Source organism: Proteus sp. G2618 (assembly GCF_009915995.1).
Lineage (GTDB): Bacteria > Pseudomonadota > Gammaproteobacteria > Enterobacterales > Enterobacteriaceae > Proteus > Proteus terrae.
Genome location: NZ_JAABNI010000026.1, coordinates 19,161 through 35,059, shown reverse-complemented (window position 1 = coordinate 35,059; position 15,899 = coordinate 19,161). Strand labels below are relative to the sequence as shown.

Here is a 15,899-nt window from a genome sequence, read left to right as displayed (position 1 = left end):
TCTCCCATGCTTCCATGCTTGCTCAAATGTGTGTCAGATTAAGCGCTCGGTACTGTTATTTTTGCTATTTTTCCAGTAAAACGGCTTAAATCAACTGATTCACCATTAAACTGTAAGCGAGTAACAGAAGGGGCGCCTATTTTTAGTTTATAAGGTTGCTCACCATCAAATTCCAAACGATCACCCGCTTTCTTAATACCATTAAATAAGACTTTATTTTGAGCATTACGAATTTCTAACCAACATTCACCATCAAACATAAGAACCAATTGATTCGCAATAGCAGTTGCTTCTGATGAGGTAGCTTCTTGTGCTGAATTTGCACGAGAAGTTGTTGATGTTGTTAGAGGTGATACGGGTAATGGAACCGTTCTCACTTCTGTTGATGCTGGTGACGTCGTTTCAGTCGTTGGTGATATAGCAACATTATTCGTCTGATTATCAACTAATGGCGACGCAGGTACTTGTAAATTATCACCTTCAGATGTTGACGTATTATCTAAGGTGGCTGCTAAAGGAGAATCTATCGTGTTGGTGTTTTCTTGAGTACTATTTTGCCCTATGTCTTGAGAAGCCATAGAGACTAATTCTTGTTGATCAGCCTGATGACCTTGCCACCACCAAACCCCCACAAAAGCAACCATAACAATCAGAATCACCCATGTGAGTTTCATCAGCCAACCTTCACGTTTTTTATGACGTTTGCCTAATGAGTAATTTTGTGTGGTTGTCATTCTAATTTGTTTGACAGGAGCTTGCTGGTCGATAAAACCAAGGATATCTTTTTCAGGAACGCCAACTAACTTAGCGTAAGAACGCATGTATCCGCGTAAAAATGTTGGTGCAATATCAGAAGAAACTGAGTCTGTTTCAATTTCGCGAACTGTCGATAACTTCAAACAAAGTCGATCAGCAACAGTTTGTTGTGTTAGCCCCACCTTTTCTCGTGCCTGGCGTAAAAGTTGACCTGCTGTTAATTTCACTTCTTCGGTTTTGTTTTCAGTATTCATTAGCAATCTAGGCACTGTGGCTATTGGATGTTTAACATTGATGAACTCGCAAAAGCACAAAGTACCTTAACGTATCACCGCGAATTTTTTGATATTTTATTATCACTTTGCTGACAGACCAAATAATCTGGCGGTATATCCTCAATTAACACACTATTATTGTTTAATAGTTTTTGTTCACAAAGGAAATTACCATAAAGCCTTAATACATTAACATTTACTGGCTTCGAGTTCATCGCTATTTTGTAATAATCTAACGCTTGAATAGAATTTCCCAATAACTGCGATGTTAACGCCATTCCTAAATTTGCATCGGAGTGATTTGGCATCACCGATAACACTTTTTGGAAATGATATTGTGCTATTTGATATTGTCTTTCAGCTAAATAAGCATCACCTAATTGTAAACGTGTAGACACTGCAACACGCTCTTGATTGGCTGATGATTGACAACCTAGTGTCAATAACATCAAGCCAATAGTTATAACTACTGATAATATCCTTATCATCGTTATATTCCTTAAATAAATTCATCCTTGTTCTCTTTACATTGAAATTGTGTAATACACCTCACAAAGAAAGAGATATCCAACTGTATCAGACTGCTTTTACTGAAATTAGTTCACCTTGTTGGCGTTTTTTCAGTGTGCGTTTTGTACGGTCAATAACATCACCCGCTAATTGCCCACAAGCCGCATCAATATCATCGCCACGCGTTTTACGTACAATTGTCGTAAAGCCATATTCCATTAATACTTTAGAGAAACGGTCAATTCGGCTATTAGAACTACGTCCGTATGGCGCACCCGGGAACGGGTTCCATGGAATTAAGTTAATTTTACATGGCGTGTCTTTTAAAAGTTCAGCTAATTGATGAGCTTGATCTGTGCTGTCATTTATATGATCAAGCATGACGTACTCAATAGTCACTCGCCCTTGGTTCGCGTTTGATTTAGCAATATAACGGCGAACACCTTCAAGAAACATTTCAATATTATATTTCTTGTTTATTGGAACGATCTCATCACGAATTTCATCTGTTGGTGCATGTAATGAAATGGCTAAAGCCACATCAACTGCATCACCTAGTTTATCTAATGCAGGTACAACACCTGATGTAGAAACAGTAACACGACGTTTAGATAGACCAAAACCGAAATCATCCATCATGATTTCAAGTGCTGGAATAACATTATTTAAATTCAGTAATGGCTCACCCATTCCCATCATAACAACGTTAGTAATAGGACGACGGCCTGTCTCTTTTAATGAGCCAATAATTTTAGCTGCACGCCAAACTTGCCCAATAATTTCAGATACTTTCAAGTTACGGTTAAAGCCTTGCTGCGCAGTTGAACAGAACTTGCACTCTAAAGCACAACCAACTTGTGAAGAAACACATAATGTTGCGCGATCATCTTCTGGGATATACACAGTTTCTACTTGTTGATCGCCAACTTTAATTGCCCATTTAATCGTGCCATCTGTTGAACGTTGTTCTTCAGAAACTTCAGGTGCTTTAATTTCAGCAATTTCTTTTAATTTATTGCGTAACACCTTGTTGATATCTGTCATTTGATCAAAATCGTCATAACAGTAGTGGTACATCCACTTCATAATTTGGTCAGCACGGAAAGGTTTTTCGCCCATAGAGACAAAAAGCTCACGCATCTGTTTACGATTTAAATCTAACAGATTAATTTTAGTTTTTTGATTCACAGTATTTTCTTTAGAAACAGCGACAGAAGCGCTTGGCGCTGGGGTGGTAGATTGGGTCATGACATTGCCTCGTTGTTACACTATGCGGCCTGCATTAGCATTGATGCTAATGGGATACTTATATATTTGTATAATTAAACAATAATAAAAAACGCCCTGTTAATTATCAAACAGGGCGTCGCATTGTACTGTTTTTCGCGTAGAGATGCTAATAAATTAGCGCGCGCAAACTTCGTTTTCAGTGAAGAAGTATGCAATTTCGCGAGCAGCAGAAGCTTCTGAATCTGAACCATGTACCGCATTTTCAGTAAAGCTATCAGCGTAGTCAGCACGTAATGTACCCGCTAATGCGTTGTCTGGATTAGTTGCACCCATCAGATCACGGTGACGTTGGATCGCGTTTTCACCTTCTAACACTTGAACCATGATTGGGCCCGAAGTCATAAATTCAACTAAACCGTCAAAGAAAGGACGGCCTTTGTGTTCTTCATAAAAGCCTTCAGCTTGTTCGCGCGTTAAATGCAACATTTTAGCACCAATGATGCTAAAGCCTGCGCTTTCAAAACGGTGATAGATAGCACCGATAACATTTTTTTTCACTGCGTTTGGTTTGATAATAGAAAATGTGCGCTGAATAGCCATGTCTTACCTCTAAATTATTTTATTAATGATAACTTTTGTTATCTCTTTTATCGCAGATCATGGAAAAACGAATCAAAAACCGCATTCCCTGCAAAAAATAGGGCTCGATTATAGGAGGATAAAAATGAATTGCACAGATTGAATATCCTTTTTTTTTAAAAAACTGTGGCAAAAAAGTTATAAATTATCGATCTAATCACATTTTTGACGGTTTCCATGTTCAAACTTGAAAATAAGAATAAAAAAAGAACCGAAATGAAACACGATAAATAGTCTCTTTATCTTTATCGAAAAAACTAATTTAGTGAAAAATCACTCAGTTCTCGTTTATTTTATCGTTTTAGTTTAACGAAATATAAAATTAACCATATCCGTTTGACCACTTAGATCAAGCACTGAAAGTTGGTATTTACCTCGTTTCTCTAATAAATAAGAGAATGTTTCTCCGTTTTCTGTCTTACCTATTTGCTCACCATTTAAAAACCACCATTGCATACCACTTCCACCTTGTGTAGAAACAGTTATTTCAAGAGTAGTTTCGCCAGGTAATGGTCTTAATAAATCACCTGCACGAATACCCGAGATAAACAGAGGAATAATATCTTCTTTAATTGGCGGACAAGTTTCAGAAATCGGTGGCAGTCGTTTTGCTCTGCGTTCTTTCTCAGGCAACCATGCTTCTAATGCTATCGGCCACAAGGCGATATCTTTTAACTCTGCATTAGGGCAATTAGGCCCTGTGCGTTTGCCTTCATTATCTAACCAAATTTTTTCGTTGATCCCCAAAATACCTTCTTGGCTATCATTTAACAAAGTTGGTGGAATGGTATTATCTAAGATCCAGCTTCGACGACTGACTCTACAGTTGCTATCTTCTTTTGGTAATGCCTTACCTGTCGGCCAACAAATAGTGGCTGCCGTTACACTGTTAGGGCGTAAATCTGTTGGTGGTCTTTGCTTATTTTGATAGAAGTAGCCCGTTAATAAGTTATTGACCTGATTCATAATAGGAACTGCTGTCGCAAAACCAAACTGTCCTGCAACAGGTGTTCCATCAGGTCTACCTACCCAAACACCTATGGTATAGCGTGCATTCACACCAATAGACCATGCATCACGATAGCCATAACTTGTACCTGTTTTCCAAGCCAAAGGAACAACAGGCGAAATTGCGCTATCTGGACGAGGTCTGGCTTCTCCGGCTAAGATACGTCTAATAATCCATGCTGCTCCTTGTGACATCAATACTCGGTCTTCTATTATTTGTTCCGGTTTAAAACGTAACGGTGCTGTTTTTCCTTGCCTTGCTAATGCGCTAAAGGCAGAAACAAGCTCATCCATTCGCGTCGCAGTTCCTCCTAAGATCAGTGCTAAGTTTGGCTCTGAACCATAAGGAAAGCGCATTTCAAGATGATTATGACGTAATTTTGCTGCAAATTTCTTTGCACCATACACTTCAATAAGTTGTACCGCTGGCAGATTCAGAGAGCGACTTAATGCTTCACTGGCACTGACGGCTCCATTAAAATCGGAGTCAAAATTACCAGGACGATAATTATCAAATCGACGAGGAACATCTTGTAAAAGCGATTCTGCATGAATAAGTCCTTCATCTAATGCAAGTGCATAAATAAATGGCTTTAATGTTGAACCCGGCGAGCGCCATGCACTGATCATATCAACATGACCAAAGCGCGAATTATCATTAAAATCAGCAGAGCCGACATACCCTTTCACACTCATATCCGTATGATCAACAACTAAGATAGCTAAGGATGTTTTATCCGCTAATTGATACTTCCATTGATTCGCAATATCTTCGAGCTGTCGTTGAATATTGATATCAATCGTTGTTGTAATAACAGGTTCTCGCTTTTCGTTATACATACGACGAGCCAGCAATGGTGCTAATTGTGGTGTTTGCCTTGGTGCTAATAAAACCTGCTCTTCCTTAATTTCATCAACTTTTTCTTGTGGCCATATTTGATATTCTGCCAGTCTATCTAATACTTTATCCCGTGTAGCTTGAGCGCGTTCAGGATATCTATCTGGTCGTAAACGGCTTGGCGCTTGTGGTAATACCGCCATCAAAGTCGCTTCTCCCGCAGATAAATCAGCGGGTGACTTACCTAAATAAGCCCAGCTTGCCGCACCAATACCTTCTAACGTGCCGCCAAAGGGTGCTCTATTGAGGTAAATCTCCAGAATTTCATCTTTTGAGTAATACCACTCTAATTGCAAGGTGCGCCAAAGCTGTTTGATTTTCCCCCCTAAAGTACGAGAGTGAGGATCAACAAGGCGAGCCACTTGCATTGATAGCGTACTTCCGCCTGACACAATTCTTCCTGAACTTAAGTTTTGCCATGCTGCACGTAATATCGCCATCGGATTAACACCGGGATGTTGATAAAACCAGCGATCTTCATAAGTCATTAAGGCTTCTAAATATTCAGGAGAGACATCAGTGAGTTTGACATGATAACGCCATACCCCTTCTTTATCGGCAAAGCGCCAAAGAGGTGTACCATCTTGCGCTGTAACAATAGTCGCAATTTGAGGTTCAGGATCAGGGAGGGGCCAAATTTTATCTGCGATCCAGACTAAAATAGGTGTTGCTAGCAAAAAAATAATGATAACAGCAATAAGCCGTTTATATCCTAGTTTCATTCATTCACTCAAAGGAAAAAGCCCTTTCCGAAGAAAGGGCTACAAGACTTAAGGAACAACGTCAATCTTAGCTTCTGTTGATCCTATTGCACGCCAGTAAGGTACATACATAGATTCAACTTGTGGTGGTGGTACTTGATAGCTACCCGGTGTTACGGCTCTTGCTAAATAGAGCAATGTTGTTGGGCGATATTTATCAACAGAGATAGCGGCAACAAATCTATCATCACGATATTCGAGGTGTTTGATATTGGCTTGTCCCATATCGTCGATAAATTCCTGCAAGTCTGTCGCACTATCACTTAAGCTTGCACTACTTGATGCTAAGTTTTGGTTTTCGATTTCCAGACCTGCTGGTAATAAATCAACAACTAATGCATCAGGTACGTCTCTATCAGCAGAAACTTCCAGTTTAACCACCAGCATTTCACCACTTTGTAAGCGATTAGGATGAACGCGGTTTCCTTTCAAATCATAGTAACTACGATGAACATTTAATACATTACTATAAGGAGCAGGAGCAACTTTCGGATAACCCACGATATTCATACGAGAATAAATCGCGGCACCACCACGGTTATTTAGCTCTAAGCCTTCTTGTAATTGTGCTGATGTTAATGTCTCATTGACTGCTCGATCGCTACTGATTGCAGGGACTTGACGATTAACAGCAACTTCCCAAGGCTGTTCCGCCATATTAATAAAGAAGCGTCCAGCAAGGTATAATGAGTTACTTTCTTGGGTTGAGAACCATTCACGGCTAGTTAAGTTATCAGATAGTGCAATCACACTTGCATCACGAGATTGTGTTTCAAGGTTATTTTCACTTAACAATGCAATAATTAATGCTTGGTCACGAATGGTGCTACCATAATCACCCAATCCATAATTATATTTACGTGTTGTTGTCACACCTTCAGCAATCAAGCTTTCAGCGCGGCTGCTATCACCCATTAATTTTAATGCGATACCTAACTGAACTAAAGCTAAGCCACTTCCTGCTTGATTACGCTCAAGATAGAGACGACGTAATTCACCTAAAGGTGCTTTTTGCTGATTTGCTAATACTAACGCAGCATAAGCCCTTGCTGAGAATCGCGCTGCATCTTGGTTAACTACATATTCATAGTTAACTAAGTTTTTATCTTGTAAATAACGTAATAAACGATCGTTCGCACGTTTTAATGAATCAGCAGGAACTGAGTAACCTTGTTGTGATGCACGGAATAAGAAGTCGGTTGCATACGCAGTTAACCAATATTCTTCACGTCCACCCTGATCCCATAAAGAGAATCCACCTTCTGATTTTTGCATCGTCAGTAGATGAGCAATACCTTTCTCGATAGCTAATTTTCTATCAGCATCAGTTTGCGTTTTAATTCCCAACTGTTTCAACTCTTTTTCTGTTGAATACAGTGAAGGATAAAGCCCACTGACTGTTTGTTCTAAACAACCATAAGGATAAGCAAACAGCTCTCTAACATAACGCGCCACCTGCAACGGAGGACGACTTGTCAGTAATAATTCACCTTCAAGCGTTGAGCTATTAAAGCGACTTAAAATTTCTGATGGTAAACGCCAAGTATCACCATCTTGCAATGTACTTGCATAGTGAATAGTTTCTGCTGGGAATGCAGGGCGAACACCAATATTCCATGTATTGTGGTAAGGTTTAATCTCTTCACCTGGTACTTTAATACCATAAATAGACAGTGAGAATTCACCTTGCCCAAAACCATGTTTCGCTTTTACTGGAATTTGAACTTGAGTACGTTCACCTTTCGTTAGCGAAACAGTTTTGCTTTCAGCGCCATCTAATCCCACCAAACCTGAAGCGGTATAGTTTAAGGTAATAGATTGCGCATCATCCGTTAGATTAGTTAAATCTAAAGATAAAAGTGCATTATCACCACCAGCCATAAAGCGAGGTAATGAAAGCTGAGTGACTAATGGTGCTGCAATAACAACTTTACCTTCTTGGCTACCAAATTTATCTGCAGTCCAAGCTTGTGCCATTAAACGAACTTCACCATTAAACTCAGGAATAGGTAAAGAAACTTCACCTTCACCTTGTGCATTTAATTTTACTGGAGCCGTTTGTTGGGCAATGATTTGCACATCAGTTAATGGTTTTTTACCACCACGAGATAATGCAGCAGCTTCACCACCATCACCACCAAAGCGCAAATTAGCTAAACGCCCTTGCCCTTCAATTAATTGCCCGTAAACATCATATTGGTCGATGCTGTAACGTTTACGACCAAAGAAAGCATCGTAAGGATCCGGCGTTTTATACTCTGTGATGTTTAATACACCAGTATCAACCGCAGAAACTAATACATTAATATTTTCAGGTAATGGTTGACCTGCAACTGGATTCGCTTTAATGCGGATTTTTAAATCTTGGTTAGGGCGAATTTTTTCAGGTGCATCAAGTGAGATATCAATACGACGGTTTTTATCCTGCAATGGTAAATGCAAAATACCCACAGCACGTTTTACTGTCGCTTGTTTTGACGTATCTCCCGGTCTTACGACAACAGAAGTCAGATAGAGATCGTGTCTTGCCCACTCTTTATTAATAGGTACTTCAACATCAAGCCCTTTTTCTGGCACATCAATTTCCTGCCACCATAAAGGCCCATTACTTGATTCTAGTAATACATAACCTTTACCCGGATGAGGTGCAACAATATTTAACTTAACTTTTTCACCCGGTAAATAACCTTCTTTATCCAGTTTAAGCTTAACTTGGTCTGGTCTTACCGCACCTGTTCCGCCGGTGTTATCCATCCAAGAATAACCCGCCCAGAAACGTAGGCTACTAACTAGTTCTGTTTTAGGATCGACAACTTCGATACGATAAGAACCCCATTCAACAGGAAATGCCACTTTTGCAGTGCCATCTTTTGCAATCTTGATTGTTTGCTCATCCATTTGAAGATCTTTTTCGTTATAGCCAGATTCCCAACCATTCGAACTAGACCAACGCCAGTAATAATCATGACGTTCATAGATAAACTTCACTTTAAGATCATTAGCAGGTAGTTTCTTACCATCTTGGTCTGTATAGACAATTTCAAATTCAGCCATTGAATTTTCATCAACGCTGTAACCTGATTTATATTTGTCCGTACGATAGTCATAGACTTCTTTTTTAGGGAAGACTGGGCGAATACCAGCAAGATGAGTAGCAGGCCAAACAGCTTGTTGATAGCGACGTGTAACAGGGCGTCCGCCAGCTTCAAGTAAGCTTGCTTGTAAAATAATATTGATAGGTGATTTCAGCTCTTCATAGCGTTCACTATCAACATTCACTCCACCCTCACCATCAGAGTCTAAATTAAGTTCAAACTCATCCAGTAAACGGCTGAAGTTTTCATCTTTTACAGCACCAAATTCATAGCCCGGTAATTTACTGACAGCTTCACGAGAGGCTTTTAAGAAAACTTGCCCTTGTAAACGATTATCGGCAGCTGGTGCGCCATAAAGATAGCGACCTTTAATGTCAAAGTAAGCGTCATGACCGCTTAGTATAATCCCCTTCATACCCGTGATTTCTAATGCCATACGTTCTGGCATAAAATCTTCGACCTGAAACTCATAGAAACGAGGAGTACCATCGCCTACATCAAAACGTAAGGTACGTGTACCAGTATTTTCATCAGCAGGAATAACTAATTTTAATTGGTAAAGACCATTCTCTGGTTGCCAAACAAGACTACGAGAAACTTGCCCGTCTGTTTTAAGTAGATCGACTTTAACAGGCTGCTCTTTAATAGGATTACCATCACCATCACGTAGCAATGCATTAACGATTAATGTTTCACCGGGGCGATAGAGATCACGAGGACCAAAAGCAAAAAATTGTTTGCTATAACCTTGTGGCCCACCAATATCAAACTCAGAAAGATCAAGCGCAGGTTTACGCAAATCAATCATACTGGTTTGCCCATCACGAATAGCCATTAATAAACGTGCTTTATCACTCTTCTCAAGTGTGGCATGCCCTTGGCTATCGGTTTGCGCTTTAGAAATCAAGCCGCCTTTTTCATCTAACAGACGAATTTCTACTTTATCTAACGCTGAGCCATTTTTAAGTGATTGGGTAAAGATATCTAACGTATCGAGATAACTGTGCATTGACAGCCCGATATCACTAAATGTGAATACCGTTGCTGGCACTGTATAAGAGTATTTACCCGCTTGTTGCATAACTGCAATGTAGGCACCCTCTTTTTTCAAGGCATCTATCGATTTTAGCGGTAACAATACGTTTTCACGGGTATTTGTTTCTGTGTTTAATTCGAAACGACCGGTATAAACCAAATCAGCTTGGGATAGAAACTCATCTGATTCCCAATAGTTAATATTAGAACGGCTTTCCCATTGCGTTAAGAATTGAGCTAGTTGCTCATCTTTAACGCGGAAAAAGTTTACATCAACTTGCCCCACATTTAGCGCAATAATCGGTAGGCCTTCAGCCGCTTCAAGTGGTAGTAACGATCCTTTACTAGTGAAACCAACAGATGGGAAAATTTCTTCTGTCGTTAATTTCTGGCTAAAAGGTGTCGTTAATGTACGTTCATTAATACCTTTGATTTTTTCATCAATCGTTAAGTTTAATTCTGTTGATGGAGGTAAATGGCGGAAACGCAGTTCCATTAAGTTATCCGATAACTCCCACGCACCTTCTAACTTCCCTTTTTTGGTATCAACAAGATGAATAACATCATCAAACTTTTGGTCAGGATCAAGCGGCACAGAGAAAGTCACAACCATAGTACTCGCACCATCACGTTGTAACTCTGATGCATCTAATACGGTGACTTCTTTGCCTGCAAAACGCATTGCCAACTCATCACGGACTTCTTTGCTTTTTAATGCAGTTTCGTTATTCGTTTTTGTTGTAACTGCAAGTTTTTCGCTTGTTTGAGTCGCGGTGCCTGATGTGCTCTGAGCAGTGTCTTTTTGCTCGGCAACTGGTGTATTTTGTGTCTTATCAGCAGATGGTGCATTTTCATCCGCTTTATCATCACAACCTGTAAGAGCTAATGCTGATGCCAATACAACAGCAAGAGAGCTCCAACGATAACCTCTCTTTTCTGTATATTGTCTAAACTGGTTTTGGTTCATATCCATTTCCTTTAATTCAACCCCTGAATAATGCGATGTTTTATGCAGGCAGAGATAATATATGTATTTCTTCATTCTAATAAGATAAAAAATAACGAGATAAGCTATTTTTTATCGCGTAAAACAAAATAATTTACTACACAAAATCGCCTTATTTTTACTTTAAAAACAAAGTTTATCTAAAACAAAGCATTATATAAAAATGCAAACAATTTGCTAATTTAGTCAATTCTCTATTATAGGATAAAAAAAGCGATATCTGATGAGATATCGCCTAAATTTAGAGGGCTAAATTAACTATCCAGATTAACTATTGGGATACCTTTTCTTAAGAATCCCCCAAGTTTGCGTTGATAAAAAGGTGATACGTGGTGGATCATAAAATGACTTACACCTTTTTCATCTTTATCCACAAAGCAAAAATCTAGAGATTGCCCTTCTTCTAAATATTCAAAAGCTGATTCAGCCGCTTGTGGGAGTATCTGTGCAATCACCTCTTCTTCACCTGTTATCTCTAAACCAATAAGATAAAACGACTCTTCATTATCTTGCTCCTGAGCATTAACAATAAAGGCACGGCGGATCGGTTTATGCTCACCAAAGAACTCGCTAAGTGCGGTTGTTAATTTTTCAGGTTGTGGTTCTAGAACGCTTAACTTTAAAGAAGAACCTTCAACAGAAACAATTTCTTGTGTCTCAAATTGTTCAGATACACCCATTACAAACTCCAAATCAAATAACGTTTATTATTTTGCTTTTGCTAATAACAGATTCGCGATAGAACGCACACCGTAACCCGTCGCGCCTGCTGCCCATTGCTCTACAGAAGATTTTCTGTACGTTGCAGAACAATCGATATGAACCCAACCTTTTTTGTAGTTAGTTACAAAGTGCGATAAGAATGCAGCGGCTGTACTTGCACCCGCAGTATGAGAAGGTGCAGCGATATTGTTTAAATCAGCAAAACTAGAAGGTAATTGGCTACGATGGAAATCCGCTAATGGTAGACGCCAGAACAATTCATTTTCTTGTTCAGCACTAGTCAGTAACTCTGCTGCCAATTTATCATCAAAGCTCAATACAGAGTGGTAATCATTACCTACTGCAACTTTAGCAGCACCTGTTAATGTTGCTGCATCGATAATCAATTCTGGTGCAATATTGCTTGCATCAATTAAACCATCCGCTAAAACTAAACGGCCTTCAGCATCGGTATTCATGATTTCAACTGATTTACCATTACGGTAACGGATAATATCACCTAATTTAAAGGCATTACCGCTAACCATGTTATCTGCAATACAGAGAAGTAATTTTACGCGCTTATTTAAACCACGAGTAACCGCTAATGCCAAAGCACCCGCTAACGTTGCTGCACCACCCATATCAGCTTTCATTGAATTCATGGATGATGAAGGTTTGATGCTATAACCACCTGAGTCAAAAGTAATACCTTTACCGACTAAGCAAGCAAATACAGGGGCATTGCTATCTTTGGTTGGATTGAAATCTAACGCTAAATAGACTGGATCACGAGAAGAACCGCGACCTACTGTATAGATACCTGCATAGTTTTGATCGCGTAGATCAACACCTTTGGTGATCTTATAGCTAATATCTTCTTTATCAAGACCACAGAAAAGATCAACTGTACGTTGTGCTAGTTGTTCTGGTCCTAATTCTTCAGCAGGTGTATTGATAGTATCTCTAACCCAATCAACAATGCGAATACGTGATTCTAGTTCGTGTTTATCTGCATCATTTAATTGTGGCCATTCGATTGAACGAGCGCCTTTAGGTGCCCTAAAACCTAACCAGAAAGCCCAACTACGTTCTAAATCCCAGCCGTCGCCAACAAGTGCAACATTACGAATGCCTTGACCATCAACTTTACGTCCACCACGCTGAATAGCGCCTAAACGGTTTTCCTCCGTTAAGTGGATTGTCATGCCGGTTTCGCTAGTGCTAATTAGTGCTTTTTCACCCCAACATGCAGCAGCTGGTTCATTTGACAGCATGATAGGCATAATTTGTTTATTCATTTATTGTCTCACTTATTATTACTGGTGGCAGTTAACCTATTCAGACTACCAGATATTTAGCGTTTAGCGTGATCAATTTACTGCAAAAACCAAGAGGTCACCATTATCATCCAGTGATCTTCCGTATTTACATGATATTCCTCGAAGAAGATCGCATAACAAAATATCTCTACTACCAACTTTATGGTTATTTTTAAATCAGTGACAAGGTAAAAGGTCATAATGCAAAAAGACCGGCAATAAGCCAGTCTTTTAAATTTACGATGTCGTCAATTATTCAAATTCATCAAGCCAAACAAGTAAAATAGCCTCAAGAATTTTTTCATTAGATTTCTGTGGATCATCATCAAAATCTTCTAAATCACAAATCCACTGATGCATATCAGTAAAGCGTACTGTTTTAGGATCAGTGTCAGGGTAAAGATCAAATAACGCTTCCCCTATTTCACGCGTGTCACTCCATTTCATACTCGACTCCTAAAATTAATGCTCTCTTGCGTGGTTAATCGAATATTTAGGGATCTCAACAACTAAATCTTCGTCAGTCACTTTTGCTTGGCAGCTTAAGCGACTTTCTGGCTCTAAACCCCATGCTTTATCTAACATGTCGTCTTCAAGCTCAGAGCTCTCTTCGAGTGAATCAAAACCTTCACGCACTACACAGTGACAAGTTGTACATGCACAAGACATTTCACAAGCATGTTCAATCTCGATACCATTGCGTAATGCGACATCTAGAATAGACTCACCTTCTGTTGCGTCAACAACAGCACCTTCAGGGCACAGTGTGCTATGGGGTAAAAATACAATTTTAGGCATAGTTATATCTCATCCACAGAATGACCTGCCAACGCTTGTCGAATAGATGAATCCATACGACGCGCTGCAAAATCCTGAGTTTGCTTATCCAGTAGTTTAATCGCGTTTTCAATAGCAACAGGATCTGTTCCTTCAACGCTCTCTATTAAGGTATCTACAACTTTGTCGATAGCCATTTTCTCATCTTCATTTAACAGATGAGCATCTTCTTCTAATGCTGCGGTTAAACTTTCTAACACACGAGCTGCTTCGACTTTTTGCTCGGCTAAACGACGAGCTTGTAAATCTTCTTGGGCATTTTCCATCGAAGATTGGATCATCTTAGCGATTTCAGTATCACTAAGACCATAAGAAGGCTTGACCTGTACTGAGGCTTCAACACCCGTTGATTTTTCCATTGCACTAACACTGAGTAAGCCATCAGCATCAACTTGGAATGTGACACGAATATGTGCGCCACCAGCAGCCATTGGCGGAATTCCACGTAGTGTAAAACGAGCAAGAGAACGGCAATCGCTCACCATTTCACGCTCACCTTGAACGACGTGAACACTCATTGCGGTTTGACCATCTTTGAATGTCGTAAACTCCTGCGCTCTAGCAACAGGAATAGTGGTATTGCGAGGGATCACTTTCTCAACTAATCCCCCCATTGTTTCAAGACCAAGAGAAAGAGGAATAACATCCAGTAATAGCATTTCGCTATCAGGTTTATTACCCACCAAAATATCAGCTTGGATTGAAGCACCAATGGCAACCACTTTATCTGGATCGATAGAGGTTAAAGGTTCACGTTTAAAATAATCACCAACCATTTGACGAACCAATGGTACACGCGTTGAACCACCAACCATAACCACTTCTAAAACTTCATCTATTTCGACATCTGCGTCTTTTAAGGCCCGGCGAACAGATAATAGTGTACGCTTCACTAATGATTGAATTAATGATTCAAACTCAGCACGCGTGATCTCACCTTTCCATCCATTAATGTTGATATCTGCAACATCGTTATCACTCAGTGCAATTTTAGTTTCTGATGCAACATCCAGTAATTGACGTTGTAATACAGCGTCTTTCTGATGTCCAAAACCGGCACGTTCTCTTATCCAATCTGCCAGCATCATATCAAAATCATCGCCACCTAACGCAGTATCACCGCCAGTCGCTAAGACTTCAAAAACACCTTTAGTTAAACGAAGAACAGAGATATCAAAAGTACCACCACCTAAGTCATAAACAACGATGGTGCCTTCTTTTCCTGAATCTAGGCCATAAGCAATAGCGGCTGCTGTAGGTTCGTTTAATAAACGTAAAACATGCAAACCAGCGCGGCGAGCGGCTTCTTTTGTGCCTTGACGTTGAGCATCATCGAAATAAGCAGGTACTGTGACAACTACACCATCAAGTTCTCCACCTAATGATTGCGTTGCACGCTCAGCCAATGTTTTTAAGATGTCAGAAGAGACTTGAATAGGATCAACGATACCTGCCGCTGTTTTGATCAGTGGTAAACCATTGTCATTTTCATGAAAATGATAAGGAAGATTTGGGTAACGGCTTGTCACATCACTCAGTGAGCGACCCACCATTCTTTTAATTGAGCTTATCGTGTTTGCAGGATCTTTTTCTGCTTCTTTTTTAGCATTCCAGCCAACATTGATATTATCAACTTGATACTGCACGACAGATGGCAATAAATAGCGACCTTCGCTGTCAGAAAGCGCTTCGGCTTGCCCACTACGCACAGTGGCAACTAATGAGTGTGTCGTACCTAAATCAATACCCGCTGCGAGCCGGCGTTGATGCGGTGCAGGCGTTTGACCGGGTTCACTAATTTGTAATAATGACATAACTATTTCCC

The 15,899-nt window shown here is 39.8% G+C and carries 11 protein-coding genes; all 11 read right to left on the bottom strand.

Going from position 1 to position 15,899, the window contains the following annotated elements:
* Positions 1–38: 38 nt before the first annotated feature.
* Positions 39–1,010, bottom strand: a complete 972-nt coding sequence (gene rodZ, locus GWJ01_RS16685; RefSeq protein ID WP_109392998.1) for a cytoskeleton protein RodZ — start codon at positions 1,008–1,010, stop codon at positions 39–41.
* Between the two features lie 74 nt (positions 1,011–1,084).
* Positions 1,085–1,519, bottom strand: a complete 435-nt coding sequence (locus tag GWJ01_RS16680) for a hypothetical protein (protein ID WP_109401879.1) — start codon at positions 1,517–1,519, stop codon at positions 1,085–1,087.
* 88 nt (positions 1,520–1,607) lie between these two features.
* On the bottom strand, positions 1,608–2,789 hold the full coding sequence (locus GWJ01_RS16675; protein WP_023581631.1) for a bifunctional tRNA (adenosine(37)-C2)-methyltransferase TrmG/ribosomal RNA large subunit methyltransferase RlmN: 1,182 nt from the start codon (positions 2,787–2,789) through the stop codon (positions 1,608–1,610).
* A gap of 156 nt (positions 2,790–2,945) precedes the next feature.
* A complete protein-coding gene (gene ndk / locus GWJ01_RS16670) occupies positions 2,946–3,371 on the bottom strand; it encodes a nucleoside-diphosphate kinase (protein WP_023581630.1) in 426 nt (141 codons plus the stop codon).
* 345 nt (positions 3,372–3,716) lie between these two features.
* A complete protein-coding gene (pbpC, locus tag GWJ01_RS16665; protein ID WP_161711347.1) occupies positions 3,717–6,038 on the bottom strand; it encodes a peptidoglycan glycosyltransferase PbpC in 2,322 nt (773 codons plus the stop codon).
* Positions 6,039–6,086: 48 nt separating this feature from the next.
* Entirely contained in the window at positions 6,087–11,180 is a 5,094-nt protein-coding gene (locus tag GWJ01_RS16660; RefSeq protein WP_161711346.1) for an alpha-2-macroglobulin, read from the bottom strand.
* A 287-nt stretch (positions 11,181–11,467) separates the two neighbouring features.
* Positions 11,468–11,893 (bottom strand): enhanced serine sensitivity protein SseB C-terminal domain-containing protein, encoded by a 426-nt coding sequence (locus GWJ01_RS16655; protein WP_098942299.1) that lies wholly within the window; start codon positions 11,891–11,893, stop codon positions 11,468–11,470.
* A 27-nt stretch (positions 11,894–11,920) separates the two neighbouring features.
* Positions 11,921–13,216 (bottom strand): aminopeptidase PepB, encoded by a 1,296-nt coding sequence (pepB, locus tag GWJ01_RS16650; RefSeq protein WP_109392993.1) that lies wholly within the window; start codon positions 13,214–13,216, stop codon positions 11,921–11,923.
* 273 nt (positions 13,217–13,489) lie between these two features.
* Complete coding sequence (gene iscX, locus GWJ01_RS16645) at positions 13,490–13,684, bottom strand: Fe-S cluster assembly protein IscX (RefSeq protein ID WP_006533441.1); 195 nt, start codon at positions 13,682–13,684, stop codon at positions 13,490–13,492.
* 15 nt (positions 13,685–13,699) lie between these two features.
* On the bottom strand, positions 13,700–14,035 hold the full coding sequence (gene fdx / locus GWJ01_RS16640) for an ISC system 2Fe-2S type ferredoxin (RefSeq protein ID WP_006533442.1): 336 nt from the start codon (positions 14,033–14,035) through the stop codon (positions 13,700–13,702).
* A gap of 2 nt (positions 14,036–14,037) precedes the next feature.
* Positions 14,038–15,888 carry a Fe-S protein assembly chaperone HscA gene (gene hscA / locus GWJ01_RS16635; RefSeq protein WP_109392992.1) on the bottom strand — a complete coding sequence of 617 codons (1,851 nt, stop codon included), beginning with the start codon at positions 15,886–15,888 and terminating at the stop codon, positions 14,038–14,040.
* Positions 15,889–15,899 lie beyond the last annotated feature (11 nt).

Coding starts and splice junctions, on each gene's coding strand:
- rodZ (WP_109392998.1), bottom strand. CDS start 1,010: ATGAATACTGAAAACAAAACCGAAGAAGTGAAATTAACAGCAGGTCAA.
- GWJ01_RS16680 (WP_109401879.1), bottom strand. CDS start 1,519: ATGATAAGGATATTATCAGTAGTTATAACTATTGGCTTGATGTTATTG.
- GWJ01_RS16675 (WP_023581631.1), bottom strand. CDS start 2,789: ATGACCCAATCTACCACCCCAGCGCCAAGCGCTTCTGTCGCTGTTTCT.
- ndk (WP_023581630.1), bottom strand. CDS start 3,371: ATGGCTATTCAGCGCACATTTTCTATTATCAAACCAAACGCAGTGAAA.
- pbpC (WP_161711347.1), bottom strand. CDS start 6,038: ATGAAACTAGGATATAAACGGCTTATTGCTGTTATCATTATTTTTTTG.
- GWJ01_RS16660 (WP_161711346.1), bottom strand. CDS start 11,180: ATGGATATGAACCAAAACCAGTTTAGACAATATACAGAAAAGAGAGGT.
- GWJ01_RS16655 (WP_098942299.1), bottom strand. CDS start 11,893: ATGGGTGTATCTGAACAATTTGAGACACAAGAAATTGTTTCTGTTGAA.
- pepB (WP_109392993.1), bottom strand. CDS start 13,216: ATGAATAAACAAATTATGCCTATCATGCTGTCAAATGAACCAGCTGCT.
- iscX (WP_006533441.1), bottom strand. CDS start 13,684: ATGAAATGGAGTGACACGCGTGAAATAGGGGAAGCGTTATTTGATCTT.
- fdx (WP_006533442.1), bottom strand. CDS start 14,035: ATGCCTAAAATTGTATTTTTACCCCATAGCACACTGTGCCCTGAAGGT.
- hscA (WP_109392992.1), bottom strand. CDS start 15,888: ATGTCATTATTACAAATTAGTGAACCCGGTCAAACGCCTGCACCGCAT.